Consider the following 26,822-nt stretch of genomic DNA (forward strand, 5'->3'; position numbering starts at 1 on the left):
CGTCTGAAAGCCGAGATTCTGCGTCTTTATTCGAATAGGCGCTTTGTTGTGTCGCCTCCACATGCTAGAGGCGAACCGGACCACGATGAGAATCCGCATGGGGATAACGGGAATTCAGACATGGACGAAGCCCGCAAGCTGAAAATCGCCGCCGCCGCCGAAGCACTGACGCATGTCAGGGATGGGATGCGCCTGGGGATCGGTACCGGTTCGACAGCCGAAGAATTTGTGCGTCTGCTTGCCGAAAAGGTAAAGGACGGCCTCAAGGTCATCGGCGTGCCGACTTCCGAGCGTACCGCCAGGCTCTGCGAGGAACTTGGCGTTCCGCTTACCACGCTTGAGGAAACACCGCATCTCGATCTCACGATCGACGGCGCCGACGAAGTTGACACCGACCTTTCGCTCATCAAGGGTGGTGGCGGAGCGCTACTGCGTGAAAAGATCGTTGCCGCTGCGTCGGATGCAATGATCGTCATTGCCGATGGCTCGAAGGTTGTCGAAACGCTTGGACGTTTTCCCCTGCCTATTGAAGTCAATCGTTTCGGTCTGGGCGCGACCATGCGTGCAATTGAACAAGCTGCGGAGCGGAGCGGCCTTGCAGGCCCACTCAAGCTGCGTTTAAAAGACGACTCACCCTTTGTAACAGACGGTGGGCATTATATCGTGGATGCATCTTTTGGCCGCATTCCCGATCCAAAGACACTATCTGACGCTCTCTTCGCGATACCTGGCGTTGTCGAGCATGGAATTTTCATCGGACTGGCACGTGTGGCCGTGATTGCCGGCAAGGACGGCATCCGCACCATGAACCGGTCCTGAATTGTTTAAACGGAGTACTGACCATATGATCCCGGCAACTGGCTTTCGCCGTCTGATAGCACCGTTTTCCGCGCTCGTACTGATGTCGGGCATTCATGCTGCTTCCGCACAGGAAATCACCGACGCTCACCTGGAAGCTGCGCGCACCGCGATTTCCGCGATCAATGCGACCGAGCAGTTCGACGAAATTTTGCCGAATGCCGCTCGTGCTCTCAAGGGTGAGCTCATTCAGAAGGACCCGAATCTGGAAGCTCTCATCACCAAGACGGTCGATGACAAGGCCCTCGCTCTTGCCTCCCGCCGTGCAGATCTGGAAACCGAATCCGCCCGCGCTTATGCCAAGGCGTTTTCTGAAGATGAGCTGAAAGCAATCGCGGCGTTCTATACTTCGCCCGCAGGCAAGAAGCTCCTTTCCGAAGGGCCAATCGTGACGCGTGAAGTCGTCAAGGCTGCAAATATCTGGCAGAACGGCATCGCCCGTGACCTGGCAACAAGCGTTGGCGAGGTTCTGGCCGCTCAGGCTGGCGCGGCAGCTCCAGCACAGCCAAAACAGTAATAATTTGCTGCGGTAACACCGAATATGAAAGCCCGGACACTTGGCCGGGCTTTTTCTTTTGCTTACATATTGGACAATCTGATTTTTTCTGGAGAATCCCATGACTGGCTTCGACTATGATCTCTTCGTTATCGGCGGCGGCTCCGGCGGTGTACGGGCAGGGCGTCTTGCCGGGGCTATGGGCAAGAAGGTTGGTCTTGCGGAAGAATACCGGATGGGCGGCACCTGCGTTATTCGTGGTTGCGTACCGAAAAAGCTTTTTGTGTATGCTTCGCAATTTTCCGAGCATTTCGAGGATTCGGCAGGATACGGTTGGGATGTCGGTACCACGAGTTTTGACTGGCGGAAGCTGATCGAAGCCAAGGATAAGGAAATCGAGCGGCTTGAGGGGCTTTATACGAAAAGCCTTCAGAACTCGGAGGTTGAGATTTTTACAAGCCGTGCCGAACTGATTGACGAACACACTATCGAACTGAAGGCCGACGGGCGTCGTATCACGGCAGATCAGATATTGGTCGCGACCGGGGGGTATCCGAGTATGCCGGAATCGCTGCCGGGCCGGGAATATTGCATCAGCTCCAATGAAGCGTTTCATCTCGAAACACTGCCGAAATCGATTGTCATAGCCGGCGGCGGTTATATAGCGGTAGAATTTGCGAATATTTTTCATGGTCTTGGCGTGGAAACGACGCTGGTCTATCGCGGACGGGAAATTCTGTCGCGCTTCGATCCCGATCTGCGCCATCTGCTCCACGAGACGATGGTGGCAAAAGGAATTCGGATCATCTGCGCTGCGGTTTTCGAGAAAATTGAGAAGCAGGCTGACGATTTTCTCAAAATATCGCTCAGCAATGGTGAAGAACTGCTGGCCGAACAAGCTATGATGGCTATCGGACGCAGGCCCAATACCGGAGGGCTCGGTCTGGACAAGGCTGGTGTCGAGATCGACGAACTGGGCGCGATCATCGTCGATGAATATTCGCGCACGAATGTTGCAAATATCTGGGCTGTGGGTGACGTTACGAACCGCGTCCAGCTAACCCCCGTCGCTATTCACGAAGCCATGTGTTTTCTTGAAACGGCATTCAAGGACAACCCGACGAAGCCGGATCACGAATTGATCGCCACGGCGGTATTCTCCCAGCCGGAAATCGGTACGGTGGGCCTGCCCGAGGATACGGCCGCAAAGAAATATCGCGAAATCGAGGTTTATCGAGCGCTCTTCCGCCCGATGAAGAACACACTTTCCGGTCGCAATGAGAAAACGCTGATGAAACTCGTCGTGGATACGGCAAGTCGTAAGGTCGTCGGTGCGCATATCATGGGCCCAGATGCCGGAGAGATGGCCCAGATTGTGGGAATTTCGCTGAAGTCGGGTGCTACCAAGGACGACTTCAACCGTACCATGGCGGTCCACCCGACTGCCGCGGAAGAACTGGTTACAATGTATAAGCCCACCTACCGGGTGGTGAACGGCGAAAAAGTTGAAGGCTGATTGTTTCGTCGCAGGTTCGCCCGGTTAACGAATATTGCTGGCATAAAGTCTTCACCTGCATTATATCAGCGCGACCACGCACGCCGGATTTTCTGGGCAGACTGGCGCTTTTGTCAGGTGCAGGCTGTCCGATCAGGAATTTCGGCTTTCGTGTAAGGAGGATATAATCCGAGAGAAATCGAGCGGATAAACAAACAGGTGCTAGAATGACGAAGAACTGGACCCCGCATTCCTGGAGAAACAAGCCGATCAAGCAGGTGCCGTTTTATCCCGACGCACAGGCTCTGAACGATGTTGAGGCCCGTCTTCGCACCTATCCACCGCTGGTTTTTGCAGGTGAAGCGCGCAAGCTCAAGCAACAACTGGCCGACGTCGCCGAAGGCAAGGCATTTCTGCTCCAGGGCGGCGACTGTGCCGAAAGCTTTGCCGAGCATGGCGCCGACAACATTCGCGATTTCTTCCGCGTCTTTCTTCAGATGGCGGTCGTGCTTACGTTCGGTGCGTCAAAGCCGGTCGTGAAGGTTGGCCGTATTGCCGGTCAGTTCGCCAAGCCGCGCTCGTCGGATATGGAAACGCAGAACGGCGTCGAGCTTCCGTCCTATCGTGGCGATATCATCAATGGTATCGAGTTCGACGCGGCTTCCCGCATCCCGGATCCACAGCGTCAGGATATGGCGTACCGCCAATCGGCGGCGACGCTCAACCTACTGCGCGCATTTGCGCAAGGCGGTTACGCCAATCTGGAAAACGTTCACCAGTGGATGCTTGGATTCGTCGGCAAGAGCCCGCAGGCGGAGCGCTATGCAGCTTTGGCGCAGCGCATTTCCGAAACCATGAACTTCATGCAGGCGATCGGCATCAACGCTGAAAGCAACCATTCGCTGCGCGAAACTGACTTCTACACGAGCCATGAAGCCCTGCTTCTGGGTTATGAAGAAGCGTTGACCCGTGTCGATTCGACATCCGGTGACTGGTACGGTACGTCCGGCCATATGATCTGGATCGGCGACCGTACGCGACAGGCGGATCATGCGCATATCGAATATTGCCGTGGTATCAAGAACCCGCTCGGTCTCAAGTGCGGCCCGTCTTTGCAGCCGGATGATCTCATTCGTCTGATCGATCTCCTGAACCCTGAAAACGAAGCAGGGCGTCTGACACTGATTGCGCGTTTCGGTTACGACAAGGTCGGCGATCACCTGCCGCAACTGATCCAGGCTGTCGAACGGGAAGGCCGCAAGGTCGTATGGTCTTGTGATCCGATGCATGGCAATACGATCACTGCCGGCGGCTACAAGACGCGGCCATTCGACCGTATCCTCAAGGAAGTGGAAACTTTCTTCGCCATCCACAGCGCGGAAGGCACCCATCCGGGTGGTATTCACATCGAAATGACGGGCAAGAACGTGACCGAGTGCACAGGCGGTGCCCGCGCGATCTCTGCTGACGATCTGCGAGATCGCTACCATACGCATTGCGACCCGCGTCTGAACGCCGATCAGGCGCTGGAACTGGCATTCCTTCTGGCTGAACTGCTCAAGAAGGAGCGCGATGCCGGTGCTGAAAAGCAGGCCGCGAGCGCCTGAGGGTTTCGGCCTGATAGTTGAATTATACAGGGCGGAGGTTTAGATCTCCGCCCTGTTGCTTTTCAGGAAAACTCACCTATTGATTGCTTTGGCCAATTTCATTGGGGGTATGTATGCAGCGCATTTTTCTGGCTTTTCTCAATTCCATGCGAGCGCTGAAATATCTTGCTGGACATGAAAAGGCCGTGCAACAGGAACTGATGCTGTTCCTCGTGTCGTTACCTGTCGCTTTCTTTCTCGCCCCGAACTGGCTGTCGTTTTTCGTCATGACAGGAGCAATTCTGTTTCTCATACTGGTGGAAGTGCTCAACACGGGTATCGAGGCAACCTGCGACGCCGTTTCACGCGATTTTCACAAGGAGATTCAGATCGCCAAGGACTGCGGTTCGCTCGCGGTCCTGATCTCCATCGTGTTCGTGGTTGTTGCGTGGGGCTATATTCTGATCGACACCTATATTGTCTGACAAAGGAGCGGTTGATAAGCCGCATCCGTTGCATTCGCTTGTCCAGGCGCGCTAAAGCTGGGCAATGTTAGCCTCTCACGAGAATCTTGCCATGCTTCGTATTGCTGTTGCACAGCTCAATCCCGTTATGGGTGATATTACCGGAAATCTGGCCAAAGCACGCGCCGCGCGTGCCGAAGCGGCCAGCATGAAGGCCGACCTCATTTTATTCACGGAACTATTCATCTCCGGTTATCCGCCGGAAGACCTCGTTCTGAAACCATCCTTTCTTGCTGCCTGCGAGAACGCCGTGCGTGAACTGGCGAATGATACCGCCGACGGTGGTCCGGGTGTTATCATTGGTACGCCGCTCAGCCGCCAAAGTGGCCTGCACAATTCGATTGCCGTTCTGGACGGTGGCGAGGTCATCGCCGAGCGATTCAAGGTCGATCTGCCGAACTACGGCGAATTTGACGAGAAACGCGTGTTTCAGGCTGGACCGATGCCGGGCCCCGTAAATTTTCGTGGCATTCGCATCGGGATCCCGATTTGTGAAGATATCTGGGGCGATCTCGGTGTTGCCGAAACGCTGGCAGAAAGCGGAGCCGAAATTCTGCTGGTGCCGAACGGTTCGCCCTATCATCGCGCCAAGATGGACAGGCGCTATCAGGTTGTTCTCAAGCAGGTGATAGAGACCGAACTCCCTATGGTTTATGCCAATCAGGTAGGCGGTCAGGATGAACTGGTATTCGATGGCGGATCGTTTGCATTCAACGCCGACCGATCGCTGTGTTTGCAGATGCCGCAATTTGCGGAACAGATCACACTGACCGCCTGGCATCGCGACGGCAATGGCTGGCGCTGCGAAGACGTCGGCAAGGCGAGACTTCCCGAAGGGTTGGAGGCCGATTATTCCGCCTGTATGCTCGGACTTCGGGATTATGTGAACAAGAACGGCTTCAAGGATGTGGTTCTGGGGCTTTCCGGCGGTATCGACTCGGCGATCTGTGCAGCCCTTGGGGTGGATGCGCTGGGCAAGGAGCGGGTGCGCTGCATCATGCTGCCTTATCGTTACACATCGGAGGAATCGCTCAAGGATGCCGCAGATTGCGCCAAGGCGCTTGGTGTCCATTACGATATCGTCCCGATTGCGGCTCCCGTCGAAGGATTCCTGGAGGCGCTCGATCCGCTCTTTGAAGGAACCGAGAGCGGTGTGACTGAAGAAAACCTGCAAAGCCGTACGCGCGGCACCATCTTGATGGCTGTTTCGAACAAGTTCGGTTCCATGGTGGTTACGACCGGCAACAAGTCCGAAATGTCGGTTGGCTATGCAACGCTGTATGGCGACATGAATGGCGGATTCAATCCGATCAAGGATGTCTACAAGATGCAGGTCTATGCAATGTCGGAATGGCGTAACAGCCACGTTCCGCAGGGCGCGCTTGGGTCGGCAGGCGAGGTGATCCCGCATAATATCATATCAAAAGCGCCGTCTGCCGAGCTTAGAGAAAACCAGACCGATCAGGATAGTCTGCCGCCTTATCCTGTTCTCGACGATATTCTCGAATGTCTTGTCGAGGACGAGATGAGCAATACGGAAATCGCCGCGCGCGGTCATCCGCTCGAAACCGTGCAGCGGATTGAACATTTGCTTTATCTGGCGGAGTACAAGCGCCGGCAATCGGCGCCGGGTGTCAAGATTACCAAGAAGAATTTCGGACGTGATCGCCGCTACCCTATCACGAACCGTTTCCGCGACCGCTGAAAGACCGACAGATGACAGTTACCGTTCGTTTTGCTCCATCGCCGACAGGCTATATCCATATTGGCAATACGCGCACTGCGTTGTCGAACTGGCTTTTCGCACAAAAGAACAATGGCAAGTTCATTCTGCGGTTTGACGATACGGATGTCGAACGTTCCCGCGACGAATATGCGCAGGCAATCGCGGTCGATCTCGACTGGCTCGGTGTCAAGCCCGATCGTGTAGAATACCAGTCGAAACGTTTCGATGTTTACGCCAAGGCGGTAGAGAAACTCAAAGAAGCGGGCCTTCTATATGCCTGCTATGAAACAGCCGAAGAACTGGAGCGTCGTCGCAAGTTGCGTCTTGCCCGTCGCCTGCCGCCTGTCTACGGCCGCGAGGGTCTCAAGCTGACCATGGAAGAGAGGGCTGCGTTCGAAGCTGAAGGACGCAAGCCGCATTGGCGTTTTCTGTTGCCCAATTTTGAATCCGATCCGTTCGATACAAGGCGTACGGAAGTGCATTGGGACGATCTGGTTCGCGGCCCGCAGACGGTGGATCTGGCATCCATGTCCGATCCGGTTCTTGTGCGCGAGGACGGCACCTATCTTTATACGTTGCCATCCGTAGTCGACGACATCGATCTGGGGATTACCCATATTATTCGCGGCGATGACCATGTGACCAACACCGGTGTGCAGATCGCGATTTTTGAGGCGCTCGGTGCCAAAGCGCCAATTTTCGGTCACCATAATCTTCTGACGACGATTTCGGGTGAGGGGCTTTCCAAGCGGAGTGGGGCGCTGTCCGTCGGATCGCTCCGTGAAGCGGGATTCGAAGCGATGGCTGTTGCCTCGCTTGCGGTGTTGATAGGCACATCGGAAAGCGTTGCCGCGGCGCCCGATATGAAAAAGCTGGCCGAGCGCTTCGACCTCGCTTCGATATCGAAGTCTTCCGCGAAGTTCGATCCAGCGGAACTGGACACGCTCAACCGCGCCCTGCTTCATGATATGTCGTATCCCGAAGCAAAGTCCCGTCTGGAGGCGTTGGGTATTTCGGGCGACAAGGCTGAAACCTTCTGGATCGCGGTGCGGGGAAATCTCGACCGTTTCAAGGATGTTGTCCATTGGTGGACCATTGTGACCGGCGATTTGCCGACGCCTCTCGAACCATCGGAAGAGGACCGTGAGTTTCTGAAACAGGCCTTTGCTCTCTTGCCGCCAGTTCCATGGGATCGCCAGACATGGAAGGTATGGACGGATGCGGTCAAGGCCGAGACTGGACGTAAGGGCAAGAACCTTTTCATGCCCTTACGTCTGGCACTCACGGGGCAGGCGCATGGGCCGGAACTAGCTGATTTGCTGGTGCTGATTGGTCCGGAAAGAACGATGAGCCGACGACCCTGACCTTGCTGTTGTCGTTGTAAAAACGCATCTGGGGTACTGGCCCCGACGGAGGTGCGATGTAAGTCGGCATCGCCGGAGCGGAGGCGATCGGCTCCGGTGCGTAGTTGATCGGCTGGATTTCCTGATCTGTGAACGTTTCCTCGTTCGGTTTGGTGGTATTCTTATTGAGCGGTCGTTTTCTTCGTTCGTCCACAGCCACGGTTTTTCGCGGTGCGACCGCAGATTTGGGTTTCTTCCGAGTTCGACGGACTATGATCCATGTCGCTTTGCAGGATTTAACGTAGGTCGAAGAGGACGGGCGTCCTGCGAGCGCCGCGTTCAATTCGAGCAGACGCCCCTGAAGTGTTTCGATCTCGGTTTCCAGACGCTCAATCCGGCTCGTCAAACGGGTGCAGCGATTAGATTTGACAGCATGTGAAAACAGACTTCCCACGCATCGCTCATCCGTCGCAGCCTTTCGCTTTCGCGAAAGCTCGGCCTCTTTACGTCGCAGGCGCTTTTCGGTCGGGGTCACATATTTTCGAAGGCGCTGCTTTTCCGCAACCGAGCAGACTTCGGGAGGGCGCACTGTCGTACATGCGGTCAATATCCCCGACATGGCGAATAACGCTGCCAAGAAGAAAAGAACATTTATCTTGAATGATTTTAAAAACATAATCAGTCACCAAATTGAATAGTGTCCGAAAATGCTTGTTAAATATAGTTAATTAAATATTAACGTCGAGTATATTTTAGTATACTCGACGTTATATTCATTTATTATTGTGGACTTATATTCTCTGTTTATCTTTTGCGCTGGGCCGATTCGCCAGACTTCTGCAGGGCTTCCACGACTGCAAGCGCTGTCATATTGACCACGCCACGCGATGTGACCGACGGGGTCAGAATATGCGCGGGCCGGGCCGAGCCGAGCAGGATTGGGCCTACATGCAGGGCATCGGTGACGGTCTTGACCACATTCAGCGTGATATTTGCCGCATCGAGATTCGGGAACACCAGGAGGTTGGCTTCACCCTTGAGGCGTGAATTCGGAAATACGCGATCACGCAGTGCTTGCGACAGCGCGGAGTCACCATGCATCTCGCCATCGGATTCGAGGTCGGGTGCTTTTTCCGCAAGAATTGCTGCCGCTTCGCGCATTTTTTCCGCGCTTGCCGATTCCTTCGAACCGAAGTTGGAGTGCGAGACAAGCGCGGCCTTGGGGGCTATCCCGAAACGGCTGATTTCCTTTGCGGCAAGAATGGCCATTTCGGCAACCTCGTTCGCACCCGGCTCGACATTGACATAAGTGTCGGTGAGAAAGAGTGCGCCGCGTTGCGATATAAGCAGGCTGAGAGCGGAATAATCGCGAATGCCGGGCACCTTGCCGATGATCTGGCGCACGACACGCAGATGCCTCTCGAACCGGCCTTCGAGGCCGCAGATCATCGCATCGGCTTCGTTGCGCATGACGGCGAGCGCCGCAATGGCGGTCGAGTTGGTGCGCACGATGGTACGCGCGGCTTCCGGCGTGACACCCTGCCTGCCTGTGTAGGACAGATAGAGGTCGACATAATCGCGGTAACGCGGATCGTCTTCCGGATTGATGAGATCGAAATCCGTACCGGGGCGAATTTTCAGACCGTAGCGACGCAGGCGGGTTTCGATGACCTGTGGACGTCCAACGAGGATCGGTGCGGCAATCCGCTCTTCGATCACGACCTGAGCGGCGCGCAGCACGCGTTCGTCTTCACCGTCGGCATAAATGACACGCTTCGGCTTTTCCTGCGCACGGGCGGCGGCGAATACGGGCTTCATGATGAGGCCGGAGCGGAACACGAAACGGTTCAGACGATCGAGATAGGCTTCCATGTCTTCGATCGGGCGGGTTGCAACGCCGGTATCCATGGCGGCCTTTGCAACAGCCGGGGCGATGCGCAGAATCAGGCGCTGATCGAACGGAGAAGGAATGATATAGTCCGAACCAAAGGTCGGCGTGTCGCCCGAATAGGCGCGCGCGGCGACGTCCGAAGGTTCCTCACGGGCAAGCGCTGCAATGGCGCGCACGGCTGCGAGTTTCATTTCCTCATTGATTGCGGTCGCGCCGACATCGAGCGCGCCGCGGAAGATATAAGGGAAGCAGAGGACGTTGTTCACCTGATTGGGATAGTCGGAACGCCCGGTGCAAATCATGGCGTCCGCACGCACTGCACGGGCTTCTTCCGGCATGATTTCTGGCTTCGGATTGGCGAGCGCCATGATCAACGGCTTCTCGGCCATCTGGCTCAGCAGTTCCGGTTTCAGCACGCCGGCTGCCGAAAGCCCCAGGAAAACATCGGCGCCGCCGATAACATCGGCGAGCACTCGCGCATCGGTCTTTTGCGCGTAGACATCTTTCCAGCGGTCCATCAGCGTGTTGCGGCCTTCGTAGACGACGCCGTCAATATCGCAAACCCAGATATTTTCGCGTTTTGCGCCGAGATTGACCAGAAGATTGAGGCAGGCGAGGGCCGCAGCTCCAGCACCAGAGGTGACGATCTTTGCATCCGCGATCTTCTTGCCGGCAAGTTCCAGACCGTTCAGCACTGCTGCGGCGACGATAATCGCAGTTCCGTGCTGGTCGTCATGAAACACCGGAATGTTCATCTTGGTGCGGAGTTGTTCCTCCACTTCGAAACATTCCGGAGCCTTGATGTCTTCGAGATTGATACCGCCGAATGTCGGTTCCAGAGCGGAAACGACATCGACAATGCGATTGATCTCGTGAGCTTCGATTTCGATATCGAATACGTCGATATCGGCGAATTTCTTGAAAAGAACCGCTTTGCCTTCCATCACCGGCTTCGAGGCGAGGGCACCGATATTGCCAAGACCGAGAACAGCGGTTCCGTTGGAAACGACGGCGACGAGATTTCCGCGCGCAGTATATTCGGCCGCAGTTGAGGGGTCTTCATGGATCGCGATGCACGGGGCGGCAACTCCGGGCGAATAGGCCAGCGCCAGGTCGCGCTGATTGCCGAGAGGCTTCGTGGCCTGAATTTCGAGCTTTCCGGGCTTCGGATAGCGGTGGAAAAACAGAGCTGATTCCTCAAAATCCGAACGCGTGGAAGTCGTTTTCTTCGTCATGGTAGCATCGCTTTCCAAAGTCTTTCGCGTCAGTAGAGCTTTCCGCTGCGCGTGGAGCGTGCAGGTTTCTGCACGCCGGGCCTTTATCGTTTCTAGTCTATTGTCTCAAATTCCAGTAGGCCCGTTTTCGAGAATGAGTTTTTCCAAATTTGCAGGTCTGTTACAGGACGCCGTCAAAAAGCGCTCTGATACGCGCCGCCATCGATGAGTAGATTCTGTCCGGTTATGAATCCCGAATGCGCGGCGCAAAGAAAGGCACATGCCTGGCCGAATTCCCTGGGTTGGCCGATCCTGCCTGCCGGAATGGCTGCGGCGCGCTTTGCTGCTTCAGCCTCGGGAGTCGTACCATTTTTCTGGGCGGAGAACGCAAATCCGTTGCGCAGCCGGTCTGTATCGAAAGCGCCTGGCAGGATGTTATTGATCGTAACATTGGAAGCCGCGACGGTGCGTGCAACGCCTGCGAGAAAAGCCGTCAGCCCTGCGCGGGCGCCGGATGAAAGATCGAGCCCCGGAATCGGAGCGTAAACAGACGCCGAGGTGACGTTGACGATGCGGCCGAACTTTCGTTCGACCATGCCGTCGATGACAGCTTTGATCAGTTCGATTGGCGTGACCATGTTCTGTGTAACGCCTTGCAGGATCGCGTCCCGGTCGAGAACCCGGAAGTCGCGAAAGGCGGGGCCGGCATTGTTGTTCACAAGAATGTCCGGAGCCGGGCAGGCAGCAAGAAGGGCCTCCTGTCCTTCTGCGGTCGATACATCTGCTGCGACAGGAGTGACCTTGACGCTGAAGGTTGCCCGGATCGCCTCGGCGGTCTCATCGAGAGTTTCCCGATTCCTGCCGTTCAGGACGATTTCACATCCAGCCTCCGCGAGCGCTTCGGCGCAGGCTCGCCCGAGTCCTTTGCTTGATGCACATACTATGGCTTTCCGTCCTTCAAGACCCAGATTCACGATCAATCCTCACAACTTGTTCAATCCTAGTGGTCTGATTCCGACATTTGCATCCCTCTGATACAGGCGTTGAGCAAATGCCGGAATCGAAAAGACCACTAGTAAGTTTATGTATCTAGTGGATTTTTCGAATTTAACGTTTGAAACAGCGTCTCATTCAGTCGGGATTCAAACGTCAATTTCAATCCACTAGACACATGCCACCAAGCGAGCGGTGCGATCAACCGGATTCTGGTTCATGAGCGCATATGTCCACCTCTTCCGGGGCATCGCGAACAATATTCCGTGACTATTACCGGGGATCGTCCGCGCTTTGCATTTGAATATCCTGACATTAGGCATTGTTATTATTCAATAGGGGGAATGAATTCTGCTCTCGGGCGAATGAGCGATCCGCTTTCGGCTTGCTCCAGCGCATGAGCGAGCCATCCCACAATTCGAGCGAGGGCAAAAAGATAAAGTGGGGCATTCGGTGGCAGATCGTAGATTTCGGCGATTGCAGAGAGAGCAAAATCGACATTGGGCTTCTCACCGAGAATTTCAGCGGCGTGGTGTTGCAGTTCGAGATATTGGGACGGCAGTTCAAGGTCCGCCAGCAATAGGCTGGCCCGAATATCGCCCGTTTCCCGATAGAGCAGGTGGCCAAAAGATTGAAGCGGGGTTCCGTGCAGGAGATTTAACCGGATTGCCTCTTCAGCACCGACAAGGCGTGCCCGCTCTACTATAGCTGCGGTGGCGGTCGCCGCGCGCCCATGTAGCGGGCCTATCAGTGCGGACAATCCAGACAGTACGGCGGCAGACAGAGGTGCACCTGTGGAAGCGGTGACGCGTGCTGCGAAAGCTGACGCGTTCAGTTCATGATCGGCGAGTAGTACGAGCGCGCGTCGAATCGTATCCGCTGCATCAGGCCTGTCCCAGGTCTGCGCAATATGTTCATGCAAGAGCCCCCGTACGGTTTGTGCGCCCAGCACCGTGTCGTGAAAAAGCTGGAGAATATCCCAAGCTTCCCGTTTCAATATGCTGGGCGACCGGCCCATGCTTGGCAAATCGTTTGCCGCCCGGATGCCGAAGACCTTGAACAAACGCTCCAGCGGATGACCATCGACCGCCTCGCGGTTGTCCATTATCTCTAGGTCACGTTCATTCGGCTCGGCCTGCCATAACAGGGCAACCACATCTTCCAGTGTCGCGGTTGGGGAGAGATCCGAGGCGTCATATCCGCGGTAGAGAAGACGGCCATCCGTAACGGTGGATATTGCCGAGCGCATGATGGGCAGTCCCCAACGGATCGTGTCCGCAGCAACCGCTCTCTCTCTTTTACGTCCGGGCCGACGCTCCGCCAGCCGATATACATCTTCCGATTTGTAAAGACTGCGCCTTGGATCGTCAGGAAAAGGCTTGGAGCGAACGCGTCCACGACTGACATTTGCGTACAATGTTTGCGGCTTTGTCTGAAGAATAGCGAGGGCTTCCTCTGCGGTTAGCCAGTCCATCCTTGCTCCCTACATTGATCTATTTCGTCAAGATTGACGTCAACTATACTTACTCTCAATGTCTCAAGGCAAACAAGGAGAAATCGCTATGAGCAGCGGACTTGAAGATGTGATCGCCGCCGAAACCGTGTTGTCTGATGTTGATGGCCTTGCGGGGCGGCTGGTCATTCGCGGGCGGTCACTTGACGATCTGGTGCCGCAAAGCCGGGTTGAAGACGGAATCGAGCTTCTGTGGGACGGCTTTTTCGATGAGCTTCCAAAGGGGGAGGAATTGCAGAAAGCGCTCGGCGAAGCGCGTGTTCAGGTATTCGCACATACTGACGCACTCGACGATACGCTGATGGAAATGTCTCCCATCGAGGCGCTGCGCGCATTGATGGCTCGTATCCCGGATGACGACGACCTGACTGTTGCACTGCACTTGATGGCGGCACCTGCGGTATTCACGACCGCCATCCTGCGTGGGCGCAAGGGCCGGCATCCCATATGTCCTGATCCTTCCCTTCCGCACAGTGTCGATATCCTGCGAATGGTCAATGCCAGAATGCCGGATGAGGCTGAGATAGCCGGACTGGATACATATCTTATGGCCGTATCCGATCACGGCCTCAACGCATCGACTTTCGCGGCACGCGTGGTGGCGTCGACGAGGGCGGGTCTTACTTCTTCCCTTCTGGCCGCGATCAGCGCTCTCAAAGGGCCGCTTCATGGCGGGGCGCCGGGGCCGGTTCTCGACATGCTGGATGCGATCGGTGTCGCGGAAAACGCTGATAGCTGGCTGGAGGACGCTCTCGCAGACGGTGAAAGGTTGATGGGGTTCGGGCACCGCATTTATCGCGTCCGCGATCCGCGGGCGGATGCATTGAAAGGGGCTTTGAAACGAATTGCCGAGATCGGAGGTGGGAACGGGCAACGTATCGAACTGGCCGAGGCTGTCGAACAGGCCGCTATTGCGCTTTTGAAACGCCACAAGCCGGGACGTTCACTCGAAACCAATGTCGAGTTCTACACAGCGCTCCTGCTTGAGCAACTGGGCTTCCCCCGTGAGGCGTTTACCTGTGTTTTTGCCATGGGCCGGACTATGGGCTGGGTGGCTCACTGTCGCGAACAGGTGGCGGCAAACAAGCTGATCCGCCCGCAGTCACGTTACATCGGCCCAAAGATCGATCTCGTCGCCTGATCGGCTCATGAACTGGCGACGGTTGCGGAGCACGGGCATCGTCATACGCCTGTGACAAGAATCGGGTTTTCTGCGCTCAAATTCGGGTTGCCATTGAGAGGGACAACCAAATGAGCACAGATAACCCGCAAACCAGGAAATTCCGAACCCTGTTCATTTCGGATGTGCACCTTGGTTCCAAAGCGGCGCAGGCCGACCTGCTTCTCGATTTCTTGCGTGTTCACGAGGCTGAGACGATCTATCTGGTCGGCGATATCGTGGACGGCTGGCGGCTGCGCCGTAACTGGCACTGGCCACAGGAACATAACGATGTGGTGCAGAAGCTGCTTCGCAAGAGCCGCAAGGGTGCCAACATTATCTATATTGCCGGTAATCACGACGAGATTCTGCGGAATTTTCAAGGTACGCATTTCGGTGGAATTGAAGTGATGAACCGGGCGATCCACGAAACCGCGGATGGACGCAAATTCCTTGTCATTCACGGCGACCAGTTTGACGTCGTCGTGCGCAACGCCCGTTTCATCGCCTATTTGGGTGACTGGGCCTATGATACCGCCATCTGGATAAACACGGTTATGAACCGCGTGCGCTCGTTCTTGGGTCTGCGGTACTGGTCGTTCTCGGCCTGGGCGAAGTTTCGAGTAAAGAAAGCCGTGAATTTCATCGGCCAGTTCGAGAATGTAGTGTCGGAAGAAGCGCAGCGTATCGGTGTCAATGGCGTTATCTGCGGCCATATTCACCATGCCACTATCGAGAATATGAACGGTGTCGAGTACATCAACACCGGCGATTGGGTTGAAAGCTGCACCGCCGTCATCGAGCATTTCGATGGACGGATGGAATTAATCGAATGGACCGAGCGCCTGGACCGTCGACCGGTTGGCCCGATTCATCCCGGCGAGGACGAACAGGTGAAGGGCAGGGTCATTCGGTTGCCCCGCCCCGTTCGGGAACTGGCGAAAATCGGCCGATGAAAAAAATCGTCATCGTTACCGATGCCTGGCACCCTCAGGTCAATGGCGTGGTGCGGACGCTGACCAAATGCCGTGACCTGATGACCGCTCGCGGATACGACATGATCGTCATTTCGCCGCTCGACTACCGATCGGTCCCGTGCCCGACCTATCCTGAAATACGGCTGGCGCTGACGACGCCCGGTGCTTTCAGGTGGCGGCTGGCGGCGTTGAAGCCGGATTATGTGCATATCGCGACCGAGGGGCCTCTCGGTTTCATGGCCCGGCGCGCTTGCCTGAAGATGGGCTGGTCCTTCACAACGAGTTTCCATACGCGCTTTCCCGAATATCTCGCGGAGCGTTTTCCTGTCCCTCCGAGCTGGAGCTACGCTTTTCTGAGGCGATTCCATAATGCGGCACTGCATACGCTCGTGCCGACCCAATCGATTCTCGATGATCTCAAGGCGCGCGGTTTTACGCGTCTCGACTTATGGACCCGTGGTGTGGACAGGACGCTTTTCCACCCACGCCCGGACGTGACGAAGGACTTGCCGCAGCCCGTGTTCATTTGCGTTGGACGCGTCGCAGCGGAAAAGAACCTTCCGGCCTTTCTGGAGCTTGATCTTCCTGGCACGAAACTGGTCGTGGGCGATGGCCCATCTCTGGATGAGCTGAAAGCGCGTTTTCCTGACGCACTGTTTGTGGGCAAAAGGGAAGGTGAGGCGCTGGCAAGCACCTATGCAACGGCCGACGTGTTCGTTTTTCCAAGCCGGACGGATACGTTCGGTCTTGTACTTCTTGAGGCAATATCGTCCGGCTTGCCTGTTGCAGCCTATCCGGTGCCCGGATCGCGGGATGTGGTCGGAGCGACCGGAGCGGGGGTGCTTTCCGAGGACTTGCGGACGGCATGTCTGGCGGCGCTTGAAATGGGACCATTCGAACCTGGAGAGGTGTTGAAGCCATTTACCTGGGATGCTTGCGCGGACATTTTTGAAGATGCCCTCGCGCCGATTCATGGAACCGGCAATGAGAGCTATCAACGCCTGTCTCATCCCCAGACGGCTGCTTCAGGCGGATAAACCAGAGCGCCGTCATAACGCAGGCCGGGGTCGCGGTCGCGCGCAAGGAGCAATGGGCCATCGAGATCGACCACGCTGGCTTTCTGGGCGAGAAGAACGGCGGGCGCCATCCCGAGAGACGTGCCGACCATGCAACCAACCATGATCTGCAAACCAAGGTCGATGGCCTTATCACGCATGACGAGGCCTTCGGTCAGGCCGCCTGCCTTATCGAGCTTGATGTTCACGGCATCGTAACGTTTGGCGAGTTCTTCCAGGCCGACCGATGTGTGAACGCTTTCGTCGGCACAGATGGTGACGGGGCGCTCCATTTCACCAAGAATGTGATCCTTGTCGACCGGTAGGGGCTGTTCGATCAAGACGACGCCTGCGTCTGCCGCAGCCCGTATGTTTTCAGCAATGTTGTCTGCCGTCCAGCCTTCATTCGCATCGATGATGATACGGCTGTTTGGCGCGGCTTTGGCAACGGCCCGGATTTTCTCGATATCGTCATCGCCTCCCATCTTTGCCTTGATGAGCGGATAATGGGCGACTTTCGCCGTAGATTCCGCCATTTCTGAAGGTGTTCCCAGCGATACGGTGATAGCCGTCTCCAGCGGCCGCGCAGGCGTTCCGAGCATATGGGCGACACTCCCGCCGGACTGTTTGGCTTCCAGGTCCCAGAAGGCGCAATCTACCGCGTTGCGGGCGGCTCCGGCTGGCATCAGCTTCTGGATATCCTGTCTTCCGGCGCCATGTTCGATAGCGGCGCGCGCTGCCTCGATCTGTGCGACGACGCTTTCGATGCTCTCTCCGTAACGCGCATAAGGGACGCACTCGCCCCGTCCCTCAAGAGAACCGTTGCCGATCACACACACCACGACGGCAGCTTCCGTCTTGGAGCCTCTGGAGATTGTGAATTTTCCGGCGATGGGATAGCGTTCGACAATGATATTCAAGGTATTGTGCATGGAAGTGCCCTCTGGGACGCAGTATTTCGGTCGCGTGACGACTCGTATATGAGGTAGGCCATGTTGACCGACGCCGCCAACAAAGCAAGAGCCGACAATTCTGCGCCGATGATCAAAGTGGCGGAGGAAGAGGGGGTGCGCCGCATCCGATTGAGCGGTCGCTGGGTATCCCAAAGCGTCAATCTCGTCGATGACAAGATGCGCGGTCTTGAAAAGGTGAATGGCGGCAAGTCCACCGTCATCGATATTTCTGGGGTTTCCGGTCTCGATACGGCAGGCGCCTGGCTGATCGAACGGATGCGTCAGCGGCTGGCTGCGGGGGGCGTCGATGCGCATCTTGACGGCGTACGCGAGGCCTGGCTTCCTCTCATGGAGGAAGTTGGAGGAGCCGTCGAACGCACTCTGGACATTCCGCGCCGCAGGAAGCCTTTCTTTTTGGTTTCCTTCCTCGCGGCCCTTGGAGGAGGAGTTATCTCCATGGGCAACGATTTCAAGATGGCGATGCATATTCTCGGTGCAACCATTCGTGGAGCCCAGCTGAAATACGGACGCGGCAGCGGCATTCCTTTCGCGGCCATCGTCACGCAGATGGACCGGATGGGCGTCGGAGCGATTCCGATCATCATCCTGATGTCGACGATCGTCGGTGCAATCATCGCACAGCAGGGCGCTTTTCAGCTTCGTTATTTCGGTGCGGAAATCTTTGTCGTGGATCTGGTCGGCATTCTGGTTCTGCGCGAACTTGGAGTGCTTTTGACGGCAATCATGATTGCCGGCCGTTCGGGCAGCGCGATCACGGCTGAAATCGGCTCCATGAAAATGCGAGAGGAGACCGATGCCTTGACCGTGATCGGTCTCAATCCGGTCGGTGTGCTGGTTTTTCCTCGCCTTGTGGCGCTTGTGATCGTTTTGCCGCTTCTCACGATAATTTCTGACCTTGCCGCCCTTGTCGGAGCGGGCGGGGTCGCGTGGTTTTACTCAAATATTTCACCGGGAGCCTTTATCAGTCGCTTGCATGATGCGGTCGCGCTCAATACTTATTTTGCGGGTCTCATCAAGGCGCCTTTCATGGCCATGATTATCGGAATTCTCGCATCGGTAGAAGGCATGAAGGTTGGCGGAAGCGCAGAATCGCTTGGCCGGCGAGTGACGGCATCAGTCGTGAAAGCCATTTTTGTCGTTATCGTCGTCGATGGTCTGTTTGCGATGTTCTATGCGGCAATCGATTTTTAGCAATCACTGATAATCATTGTTTTCAATGGGTTCTTTGAGACACAGTTGCACAGAAATTTGACCGGACAGCCCTGTTGGGCGGTTCAGTCCGAAGCCAAGCTCGGTTAAAGAATGGTTATGGAGAACGGCATCGACCATCGGTCGCAACCGCAGGACGAAGATAGTCGCCAGACGGCCGCACCGATAATCTCGGTGCGCGACGTTACGGTTTCGTTCGGCCGCCAGACTGTACTGGATGAGTTGTCGCTTGAAATTTATCAGGGCGAGGTGCTGGGTTTCATTGGCCCGTCCGGATCGGGCAAATCCGTGCTGATGCGGACCATTCTCGGTCTCAACAGGAAGCAATCGGGCGAGATCGAGATTCTCGGTCGCAACATCGATGAGTTGAATGAACTGGAAAAGATGGCCATCGACATGCGCATGGGCGTTCTGTTCCAGCATGGCGCACTGTTTTCGGCATTGAATGTGCTGGAAAATATTCAGGTTCCGATGCGCGAATATCTCGATCTGTCACCCAAACTGATGGATGAACTGGCGCGACTGAAGATCGATCTTGTCGGATTGAAGCCGGATACGGCGGAAAAATTCCCGGCGGAGCTTTCCGGCGGCATGATCAAACGTGCGGCCCTGGCGCGTGCGCTGGCTCTGGATCCCGACATTCTGTTTCTCGATGAGCCGACATCCGGTCTCGATCCGATCGGGGCCGCGGAATTCGATGATCTTATCGCCAATCTGCGCGATACGATGGGGTTGACCGTCTATATGGTTACACACGATCTCGACAGTCTTTTTGCAATCTGCGATCGCATCGCGGTGCTTGGAAACAAGAAAGTGGTGGTCAGCGGTACCATCGAAGACATGCTGACGGTGGACGATCCGTGGGTTAAATCCTATTTTCGGGGCAAGCGCGCACGCCAGATCGATCCGTCGGCGCCAACGAGACGGCGGCCCGGCAACCGCTTGCAAACTGGGTAAGATATGGAAACTAAAGCCAATTACGTACTGGTGGGTGTTTTTACGCTGATCGTCAGCCTGTTGGCTTTCGCATTCGTGTTCTGGATCGCCCGGTTTGGGGAGGCACGCGACTCATTGCCCCTCGATGTCCGTATTCCTGGTTCTGTAACGGGGCTTTCGCTGGGAAGTCAGGTCCTGTTCAACGGGATCAAGGTCGGCGACGTCCGCAAGCTTCATCTCGATGAAACCAATCCCGAGATGGTGATCGTCCAGACCCGCGTGAACGCGACGACCCCGATTACCCGCTCGACGGCAGCAACGCTCGGCTTTCAGGGATTGACGGGGCAAGCCTATATCGAGCTGAAGGGCGGGCGCCTTGACGAGCCCAATCTTCTGACCGAAGCCGAAAAAGCGGAAACCGTGGCGCGCATCGATGCCGATCCGTCCGCCGTGAACAATCTCCTCGCTACCGCACAGGACATCGCCGCGCGCGCCAACGCCGTGCTGGAACAGCTTGAAGGGTTTGTGACGGATGCGCGCGGACCGCTTACGGATACGATCAACAATACGAAGACCTTCACCGACGCCTTGGCGAAGAACGCGAACATCATTGAGGAACTCGGCGAAAACACCGGAAATATCAACCAGATCGTGACCGACGCGAAAGACATGATGAAGCGCTTGAACGAAGCTTCGGTTCGTGTCGATGCCATTCTCGCAAAAACCGACAAATTGCTTTCGAGCGATGACAAGGACGGTGTCGTTGCGCAGGCGAAGGCAACACTGGAATCGATACGGCAGACGTCTGACAATCTCGATAAGAGGCTTGCACCGATTGCCGATAATCTGCAACGCTTTTCAGGACAGGGATTGCGTGACGTGCAGTCCGTCGTCGTGGACAGCCGTCGCTCCATCCAGCGCATAGAACAAGCTATTACCGACCTTGAGCGCAACCCTCAGCGCCTGATTTTCGGCGGGCAGGGCAACGTACCCAAATATGACGGGAGGACGCGACATTGATTTCCCTTGCCAGAATTGTCGACATGAAATCACATCGCAAATTTCGCCATACCGTCTCGGTTTCAGTTCTCTTCGGTGTGCTCCTTGCCGGGTGCGGAACGACTATGCCGCTGGATACCTTCAATCTTTCCGCTCCTGAGCCCGGCATATCTTCGCCGAAACGCAAGGGAACGCAGTTGCTCGTTCCTACGCCGACCGCGTTGAAGGCGCTGGATAGCGAAAACATCGTGGTCAGTTCCGCGCCGGGTTCCATCGAATATCTGAAAGGTGCCCAATGGGGCGACAGACTGACCAATATCGTGCAGTCGCGCATCATCCAGGCCTATGAGAATACCGGTCTTTTCGGCGGTATCGGACGCCCCGGAGACGGGCTTGCAATCAATTACCAGATACTGACCGATCTGCGCATGTTCGGCATTCAGGCTTACGCCTCACCCAAACTCGCAGTGGTTGAACTCGCCGTCAAACTGATGAACGACAAGAACGGCGAGGTTCGTGCGACGCGTGTGTTCCGCACTGCAATTCCGGTCAACGGCGCCAGCAATGCGGCTTATGTGAAGGCGCTTGACGCCGCATTCGAACGTACTGTGAGTGAAATCGTAAGCTGGACAGTGACGACACTCTGAATAGCCTGTTCCAAAAGTCGCCTTGAGCGGCTGCGAATGAGGATTTGCGTCAAGCTCCGGGACTCGCAAATCACCATTTTCGCGCGCGCGTGTCGCTCTTTGATTCAGATTCTGACTGCTTGTTACAAACGGATGCGCTTTGAACGACTTCGGAAATGAAGTTGGGCCAAACAAAAAACGCGACCCAGAGGTCGCGTTTTTTGTTCGTCCAGTTTTCTGCTTGCGGAAGAGAACCTAAAGCGCGTTGCATTCAGTTGTACTCAAGCAATACGCTTTAAGCTTTTTTTTCGCAGATGTCTCTATTCCAAAGCGGGTTCGCGCTTTTGGGAGACATGCGTTAGCGAAGGCGTCCGCTTGCATGAGCCAGCATGGTGTAGACCTTGCCGGTATCGGACGTGAGATAGGTCTGCGTTACCATGTTGTCGCGGTCGTTGCGGGCTACGTCCTCGAGCAGGCGCTGGAAGTCATCCATGTAACGGTCCACCGCGCGGCGGAATTCTCCATCCGTCTGATACTTGCGCTTGATATCGTCGAACGTCTGCTGCCCCTTCAGGGTGTAAAGGCGGCGGGTGAAGACGTTGCGCTCGCCGCGGCGATAGCGATCCCACAATTCAACGGAAGCCTCGTGATCGATCGCACGGGCGATATCGACTGAAAGCGAATTCAGCGATTCAACCACATGGCTGGGCGAACGGGGCGTCGCGGTCGGTTGAGCCTTCGGATGCTGCGCCAATTCCTCTTCTTCACGGGAAGCGCGAGCCAGAAGGTCCGATACCCATCCACGCGGCTTTTCTGGCTGCGGTGCCGATGCGGCCGGAGCCTTCGGAACCTCGACCGCACGCTGGCGGATTGCAATCTCTGCCTGCGGTGCTGCGGGTGCCTGAACCGGAGCCGCCGGACGCGACGCTGCGGAAGCCGGACGCGAAACCGGACGGTCGGCGCGGTTTTCTCCGACATCGATCAGACGGCCTGATCTATTGACGATTTCCGCAAGTTCCTTGAGCGCGTTGATCTGCTCGCTGACTGCCTTGCGCATGGCGCTTGTCGTTTCCTTCGCCTCGGCGGGCATATCCAGAACGCCGCGTTTCAGCTCGCCACGGGTCGTGTTGAGTTCGTTGCGGATTTCGCTCGCCGTGCGGCGGATATCGTCGGTGGCGGCAGAGAACTTCTGGGCGGCCTGTTCAACGATTTCCGATACGCTTTCACGCATCTTCTCCGCAGACGAACGGGTCTGGCCTTCTGCACGCTGGAATGCGGACGAAACCAGTTCTTCGAAGGACTGCATGAGTTTCTCGACGCCTTCCGACTTTTCGACCAGGCCGGAAGCCAGCTTGTCGAGCGCCTGATGACGGTCCTCAAGCGTGCTGACGAGGCCGTTCTGAGCCTTGTCGATCATACCGGAAGCCGAAGCGAGAACCTTTCCATGTTCCTCGAAACGGTCGGCAATGTCGGCGACTTGCGACAGCGTGCTGTCTGAGAGCGCACGCAGCGTGCCGATATTGTTGTCGATCAGTCCGGTCGAAGCCTGGAACATCTGCGCCGCGCGGTTGGTATTTTCGACAAAGCTCGACGTGGTGTCGACCAGACGACCGTCGATGTCGGTGAGATTACGCGTGGCTGCGTCGATCAGCTTGCCAAGCTCGCCGTTGGAAGCCGCCAGACGATCGATCAGTTCGCTGACGTTTTCCGACAGGCCTGTCTTGGCCTGCTGAACCGCGGCAATCGTTTCCGCCGTGCGGCTCGCCAATGCGTTGACCAGAGCCGTATTCTCGGAACGCAGTCTATCGGTCGCGGCATGAGTCGCTTCTTCAAGTTGCTGGGCCAGTCCGCGACCACTGTCCGCGAGGCGCTGTACGAGCGGCTCGGCCGTATCGTTGAGGATATTGGTAATCTCCTGCGAGCGGGCAGCAAGGACGGCGTTCAGTTCGCGGGTGCGCTCTTCCAGCGTAACGGCGGTCGTGTCGGTGACCTGCGCGATACGGGCCTCGACCGAGCCGAGTTCCATCGTAATGCGCGAGCCGATGTCGCCGAGACGGGTTGCGATCGCATCGGCGCGCTCGGTAAGACGTGCCTCGGTGCCAGCGAGATTGTCGGCAACGCTGGCCGAGAAGGATTCGCTGTGGCCGGCAAGGGTTTCGCTCGTCTTGGAAGCCGTATCGGCGATGCGCGCCTCGATGGTGCTGAGTTCGCCGGTCAGGCGGTTTTCGATGGCTTCAAGACCGCTCGCGATAGCGTTGGCACGTTCGCTGAGGCGGTTTTCCGTGCCAGCCAGATTGTCGGCGACGCTGGCCGAGAAGGCTTCGCTATGACCCGCGAGCGTTTCACTCGTTCTGGCCGCCGTGTCGGCGATACGCGCCTCGATGGAGCCGAGTTCACCGGTAAGGCGATTTTCGATCTCACCCAGACGGCCGGCAATTGCGTCGGCCCGGTCGCCCAGACGGGCTTCGGTACCTGAGAGATTGTCGATGAGGTGCGCGCTGAATGCTTCACCGAAGCCGTTAAGCGCTTCGCCAGCCTTCGCGGCTTCGGCCGAAAGCGTGCTTGCGGCTTCACCGATCTTTTCACGCAGCGAACCGGCGACGACACCAGCGCTCTGTTCCAGCGCACGGCGAACATTGTCGACACCGATGGTGAGAGCCTTCTCCATCGTCTGGGTGCGTTCTTCGATGATGCCGGTCTGGCCTTCGAAGGCGCGGCTGATGGTCGAGCTGCTGTCGGTGATGGCGTTATAAAGATTGGTCGTACGCTGTTCGAGAATGTCGCTGTGGTCCTGCAGTGTCTGGCTCAGCGATGCGGTGTTTTCGCTGAGGGTCGAGCGGATTTCGGCAGCGCGGCTTTCAATCGTCTGCTCATGGCTGTCCAGAATGTTGGCGAGCGCGGCGTTATGTTCGTTGAGAACGCCATGCAGGCCGCTCGTGCGCTCTTCGACCTGGCGAACATGATCCCCCAGAGCGGCGACGAAAGCATCGCGACCGGTGTTGATCGATTCACTCATGCTGCTTGCGCGTTCGTCAAGAATGCGAGCCAGCGTATCCTGGTTGTCGGCAATGAGAGATTGAATCGAGTGAACGCGTTCATCGAAAGTATGTGCGAGGATTTCGCGGTTTTCGTTGAAATTATCGCGCATTGCGGCGGCACGTTCATCCATCAGGTGAGCAAGTGCGGCCTGATTGTCCGAGATAACGCTGTGAAGCGCCGAGGCGCGTTCTTCCAGCGACCGGGCATGATCGGCAAAGCTTGCATCGAGCAGGGCGGATTGACCCACCATCGTTTCACGCAGCGCTTTTGTGCGTTCTTCCAGAATTGCTGCATGGCTGTCGGCAACGGAGTTTAGCGCGGAAGCGCTGGCGTTAACAGCGTTCTCGATATCGCTCGTGCGTGCAGCGAGCGTGTCGGCATGGCCGCGAATGACCGAGGAAACCCGTTCGGTTTCGCCTTCCAGCGAGGCAGCGAGCACGTCGCGACTTTCCGCAAGCTTGCCTGCGAAGGCATTGGCCTTCTCGCCGAGAATGTTGCCGACGCTTTCACCGATAGACGTCAGGTCTTCGCCGATCTTGGTCTTTGTATCATCGATCATCGTGCTCAGCGACGTGCGGCCGCTGGAGAAGGTTTCCGCGATTTCCCGGGTGCGGGCGATGAGATTTTCATTGATCTGGCGCGAACGGGTCTCAAGCGCGGCATTGAGCTTTTCGGTGCTGCTGTCGAGAGCATGGGCGCGCGCCTCGAATTCAGATAGCAGCGAGCGACCGCGCTCGGAAAGTGTGCTTTCGAGGTTTACGAGGCGGGTGTCGAATTCATCGACCATGGACTGCGTCGCGCCGCCGAGCAGGTTGGCGATGCCGGTTGTCCGCTCGTCCAATGCTTCGGAAAGGCGCTCCGATACCGTGCGCGATTGCTCATCGAGCGTTGCAATACGTGTATCGAGCAGGTTCGCGAATGCCTCGCCGGAGGTCGTGATGCGCGAGCCGATGTCGCCGGTTCGGGTTTCGATGGCTTCGGCAATCGCGCCACCGCTTTCATTGATGCTTCCGATGAGACGCTCACCGGATTCGCCCAGAAGCGTGCTCAATTGCTGCGAAGCGGAGAGGACATTGTCACGGATGATGTTGGAAGCACTCGACAGTTCTTCCTTGAGTTGTTCATGCGCGCCGGAGATCGAGGAACGTACGCGTTCTGCGTGGCTGACCACCGCTTCACGTTCATTACCGAGATCGCTGACCAGCGAGCGGATACGCACTTCGTTGTCGCTATAGGCGCGTTCGAGCTGATTGACTTCCGACTGGACGAGCGTTTCCAGTTCGACGGCGCGAGCAAGTGTGCGCTCAATGCCTTCGTTCATTGCTGCAACTTCACGACGCACGGCTTGTCCGAGTGTGGACACACGATCGCCGGAGACGGCTTCGGGCTGGAGCAGCCGCAAAGCGGCTTCAGACATGCTGCGTGCAGCATTGTGCATTTCCTGCGCACGCTTCACGAGTTGAGTAAAGCCCCAGAACATCGCCACAGGAAGGGCCATGCCTGCGACAACACCCAGACCGGCGGGCGAGGTGAAGAAATCCTTGGTCGCCTGAAGGCTTGAGAATACATCCGGACTGATGGACTTGCTGAGAGCGACACCGCCCGCTGCCCACAGAACGCTGATGGCCGTGGTCGTCCAGAAAAGCCTGGAGGAGTTTTCGGTAACGCGACGAGGGGTAGCGACAATTGGCCGTTCGCTGCGCGAATCGTCATTGGCAGGCGTAAAGGCAGGCGATGCGCTGGCGCTGGCCGAGGCTACGGCTGGAGCAGCCTTGGCGGTAACTTCCGGCGCAGGAGTAGAGGGTGTCGGGCTGTTGGCTGCCTTGTGCGGAGTGCCGACAACGGTCCGTGGAGCCGCGCCAACCGCTTTAACGACCGGCGGCACAGGCGGTGCGGCGGGCGTTGCGATTACGGACGCGGTTGTGATGGCAGCTACTTTTGCAGCGCTTTCCACCGGAGCGGGCTCGATGACCTTGCTCTTCTGCTCGGCCACGAGTTCTTCGGCAGCGCGCGAAATCTGCTCTTCCAGATCGTCGACGGAAAAGCCGTCATCGATCGCACTCAAGTCCATGTCAATATCAAGATCGTCCCCGAAATCGATATCAAGAGCCTGTTCCAGTGCCTTTTCAACCTCAAGGTCGAGCTTCTGTGCCTTGGATTTGGAAGCCATTGTTTGCCTACCTCGTACTCGCTACTGCGACGGCCGGAT

At 56.7% G+C, this 26,822-nt stretch carries 19 protein-coding genes and 1 pseudogene; 14 read left to right on the forward strand and 6 right to left on the reverse strand.

The window, feature by feature from the left end:
* Positions 1–120: 120 nt before the first annotated feature.
* The 7 genes from rpiA (at position 121) to gltX (ending at position 8,049) form a co-directional block, all read left to right on the forward strand.
* Positions 121–819 carry a ribose-5-phosphate isomerase RpiA gene (gene rpiA / locus FHS76_RS08460; protein ID WP_183650702.1) on the forward strand — a complete coding sequence of 233 codons (699 nt, stop codon included), beginning with the start codon at positions 121–123 and terminating at the stop codon, positions 817–819.
* Between the two features lie 25 nt (positions 820–844).
* Complete coding sequence (locus FHS76_RS08465; RefSeq protein ID WP_183650705.1) at positions 845–1,375, forward strand: DUF2059 domain-containing protein; 531 nt, start codon at positions 845–847, stop codon at positions 1,373–1,375.
* A 100-nt stretch (positions 1,376–1,475) separates the two neighbouring features.
* Entirely contained in the window at positions 1,476–2,870 is a 1,395-nt protein-coding gene (gor, locus tag FHS76_RS08470; RefSeq protein WP_183650708.1) for a glutathione-disulfide reductase, read from the forward strand.
* A gap of 206 nt (positions 2,871–3,076) precedes the next feature.
* Positions 3,077–4,456 (forward strand): class II 3-deoxy-7-phosphoheptulonate synthase, encoded by a 1,380-nt coding sequence (locus FHS76_RS08475; protein ID WP_183650711.1) that lies wholly within the window; start codon positions 3,077–3,079, stop codon positions 4,454–4,456.
* Between the two features lie 113 nt (positions 4,457–4,569).
* The gene (locus FHS76_RS08480; RefSeq protein WP_183650714.1) at positions 4,570–4,920 is read left to right on the forward strand and encodes a diacylglycerol kinase; all 351 of its coding nucleotides are present in this window, start codon (positions 4,570–4,572) and stop codon (positions 4,918–4,920) included.
* A gap of 64 nt (positions 4,921–4,984) precedes the next feature.
* Positions 4,985–6,664: an NAD+ synthase gene (locus FHS76_RS08485; RefSeq protein ID WP_183650717.1), complete on the forward strand. Its 1,680-nt coding sequence runs from the start codon at positions 4,985–4,987 to the stop codon at positions 6,662–6,664.
* Positions 6,665–6,675: 11 nt separating this feature from the next.
* Positions 6,676–8,049, forward strand: a complete 1,374-nt coding sequence (gltX, locus tag FHS76_RS08490; protein WP_183650720.1) for a glutamate--tRNA ligase — start codon at positions 6,676–6,678, stop codon at positions 8,047–8,049.
* Here the strand turns inward: gltX and FHS76_RS08495 are convergent.
* The 4 genes from FHS76_RS08495 to FHS76_RS08510 all read right to left on the reverse strand — a co-directional run bounded on the left by FHS76_RS08495 (position 7,967) and on the right by FHS76_RS08510 (position 13,600).
* On the reverse strand, positions 7,967–8,704 hold the full coding sequence (locus tag FHS76_RS08495; RefSeq protein WP_183650723.1) for a hypothetical protein: 738 nt from the start codon (positions 8,702–8,704) through the stop codon (positions 7,967–7,969). The two genes, gltX and FHS76_RS08495, sit on opposite strands and share 83 nt — an antisense overlap.
* Before the next feature lie 128 nt (positions 8,705–8,832).
* Positions 8,833–11,154: an NADP-dependent malic enzyme gene (locus tag FHS76_RS08500; protein WP_183650725.1), complete on the reverse strand. Its 2,322-nt coding sequence runs from the start codon at positions 11,152–11,154 to the stop codon at positions 8,833–8,835.
* Positions 11,155–11,327: 173 nt separating this feature from the next.
* Positions 11,328–12,107, reverse strand: coding sequence for an SDR family oxidoreductase (locus tag FHS76_RS08505; protein WP_183650727.1), 780 nt, complete (start codon positions 12,105–12,107; stop codon positions 11,328–11,330).
* 347 nt (positions 12,108–12,454) lie between these two features.
* A complete protein-coding gene (locus tag FHS76_RS08510; protein ID WP_183650729.1) occupies positions 12,455–13,600 on the reverse strand; it encodes a citrate synthase in 1,146 nt (381 codons plus the stop codon).
* Positions 13,601–13,688: 88 nt separating this feature from the next.
* Here FHS76_RS08510 and FHS76_RS08515 point away from each other — a divergent pair, with 88 nt between their 5' ends.
* From FHS76_RS08515 to FHS76_RS08525, 3 genes are all read left to right on the forward strand, one after another.
* Positions 13,689–14,780 (forward strand): citrate synthase/methylcitrate synthase, encoded by a 1,092-nt coding sequence (locus FHS76_RS08515; protein WP_183650731.1) that lies wholly within the window; start codon positions 13,689–13,691, stop codon positions 14,778–14,780.
* A gap of 110 nt (positions 14,781–14,890) precedes the next feature.
* The gene (locus FHS76_RS08520; RefSeq protein ID WP_183650734.1) at positions 14,891–15,754 is read left to right on the forward strand and encodes a UDP-2,3-diacylglucosamine diphosphatase; all 864 of its coding nucleotides are present in this window, start codon (positions 14,891–14,893) and stop codon (positions 15,752–15,754) included.
* Complete coding sequence (locus FHS76_RS08525) at positions 15,751–16,812, forward strand: glycosyltransferase family 4 protein (RefSeq protein WP_183650737.1); 1,062 nt, start codon at positions 15,751–15,753, stop codon at positions 16,810–16,812. The genes FHS76_RS08520 and FHS76_RS08525 overlap by 4 nt, the downstream gene beginning before the upstream one ends.
* On the opposite strand, the gene dgcA is transcribed toward FHS76_RS08525, so the two are convergent.
* Complete coding sequence (gene dgcA / locus FHS76_RS08530; protein WP_183650740.1) at positions 16,782–17,762, reverse strand: N-acetyl-D-Glu racemase DgcA; 981 nt, start codon at positions 17,760–17,762, stop codon at positions 16,782–16,784. The genes FHS76_RS08525 and dgcA overlap by 31 nt on opposite strands.
* Before the next feature lie 60 nt (positions 17,763–17,822).
* On the opposite strand from dgcA, the gene FHS76_RS08535 reads away from it, so the two are divergent.
* From FHS76_RS08535 to FHS76_RS08550, 4 genes are all read left to right on the forward strand, one after another.
* Positions 17,823–18,995, forward strand: coding sequence for an ABC transporter permease (locus FHS76_RS08535; protein ID WP_183650743.1), 1,173 nt, complete (start codon positions 17,823–17,825; stop codon positions 18,993–18,995).
* A 111-nt stretch (positions 18,996–19,106) separates the two neighbouring features.
* The gene (locus FHS76_RS08540; protein WP_183650747.1) at positions 19,107–19,970 is read left to right on the forward strand and encodes an ABC transporter ATP-binding protein; all 864 of its coding nucleotides are present in this window, start codon (positions 19,107–19,109) and stop codon (positions 19,968–19,970) included.
* Between the two features lie 3 nt (positions 19,971–19,973).
* Positions 19,974–20,969: an MlaD family protein gene (locus FHS76_RS08545; RefSeq protein WP_183650751.1), complete on the forward strand. Its 996-nt coding sequence runs from the start codon at positions 19,974–19,976 to the stop codon at positions 20,967–20,969.
* A 23-nt stretch (positions 20,970–20,992) separates the two neighbouring features.
* The gene (locus tag FHS76_RS08550) at positions 20,993–21,595 is read left to right on the forward strand and encodes an ABC-type transport auxiliary lipoprotein family protein (protein WP_183650754.1); all 603 of its coding nucleotides are present in this window, start codon (positions 20,993–20,995) and stop codon (positions 21,593–21,595) included.
* A 337-nt stretch (positions 21,596–21,932) separates the two neighbouring features.
* On the opposite strand, the pseudogene FHS76_RS08555 reads toward FHS76_RS08550, so the two are convergent.
* Positions 21,933–26,384, reverse strand: a pseudogene (locus FHS76_RS08555) (apolipoprotein A-IV repeat region-like domain-containing protein); the annotation flags it as partial.
* Positions 26,385–26,822 lie beyond the last annotated feature (438 nt).

The sequence above is a fragment of the Brucella daejeonensis genome (assembly GCF_014199265.1).
GTDB lineage: Bacteria > Pseudomonadota > Alphaproteobacteria > Rhizobiales > Rhizobiaceae > Brucella > Brucella daejeonensis.

Coding starts and splice junctions, on each gene's coding strand:
- FHS76_RS08485 (WP_183650717.1), top strand. CDS start 4,985: ATGTTAGCCTCTCACGAGAATCTTGCCATGCTTCGTATTGCTGTTGCA.
- FHS76_RS08510 (WP_183650729.1), bottom strand. CDS start 13,600: ATGGACTGGCTAACCGCAGAGGAAGCCCTCGCTATTCTTCAGACAAAG.
- FHS76_RS08550 (WP_183650754.1), top strand. CDS start 20,993: ATGAAATCACATCGCAAATTTCGCCATACCGTCTCGGTTTCAGTTCTC.
- FHS76_RS08535 (WP_183650743.1), top strand. CDS start 17,823: ATGTTGACCGACGCCGCCAACAAAGCAAGAGCCGACAATTCTGCGCCG.
- FHS76_RS08545 (WP_183650751.1), top strand. CDS start 19,974: ATGGAAACTAAAGCCAATTACGTACTGGTGGGTGTTTTTACGCTGATC.
- rpiA (WP_183650702.1), top strand. CDS start 121: ATGGACGAAGCCCGCAAGCTGAAAATCGCCGCCGCCGCCGAAGCACTG.
- gltX (WP_183650720.1), top strand. CDS start 6,676: ATGACAGTTACCGTTCGTTTTGCTCCATCGCCGACAGGCTATATCCAT.
- gor (WP_183650708.1), top strand. CDS start 1,476: ATGACTGGCTTCGACTATGATCTCTTCGTTATCGGCGGCGGCTCCGGC.
- FHS76_RS08465 (WP_183650705.1), top strand. CDS start 845: ATGATCCCGGCAACTGGCTTTCGCCGTCTGATAGCACCGTTTTCCGCG.
- FHS76_RS08540 (WP_183650747.1), top strand. CDS start 19,107: ATGGTTATGGAGAACGGCATCGACCATCGGTCGCAACCGCAGGACGAA.
- FHS76_RS08520 (WP_183650734.1), top strand. CDS start 14,891: ATGAGCACAGATAACCCGCAAACCAGGAAATTCCGAACCCTGTTCATT.
- FHS76_RS08525 (WP_183650737.1), top strand. CDS start 15,751: ATGAAAAAAATCGTCATCGTTACCGATGCCTGGCACCCTCAGGTCAAT.
- FHS76_RS08475 (WP_183650711.1), top strand. CDS start 3,077: ATGACGAAGAACTGGACCCCGCATTCCTGGAGAAACAAGCCGATCAAG.
- dgcA (WP_183650740.1), bottom strand. CDS start 17,762: ATGCACAATACCTTGAATATCATTGTCGAACGCTATCCCATCGCCGGA.
- FHS76_RS08515 (WP_183650731.1), top strand. CDS start 13,689: ATGAGCAGCGGACTTGAAGATGTGATCGCCGCCGAAACCGTGTTGTCT.
- FHS76_RS08500 (WP_183650725.1), bottom strand. CDS start 11,154: ATGACGAAGAAAACGACTTCCACGCGTTCGGATTTTGAGGAATCAGCT.
- FHS76_RS08495 (WP_183650723.1), bottom strand. CDS start 8,704: ATGTTTTTAAAATCATTCAAGATAAATGTTCTTTTCTTCTTGGCAGCG.
- FHS76_RS08480 (WP_183650714.1), top strand. CDS start 4,570: ATGCAGCGCATTTTTCTGGCTTTTCTCAATTCCATGCGAGCGCTGAAA.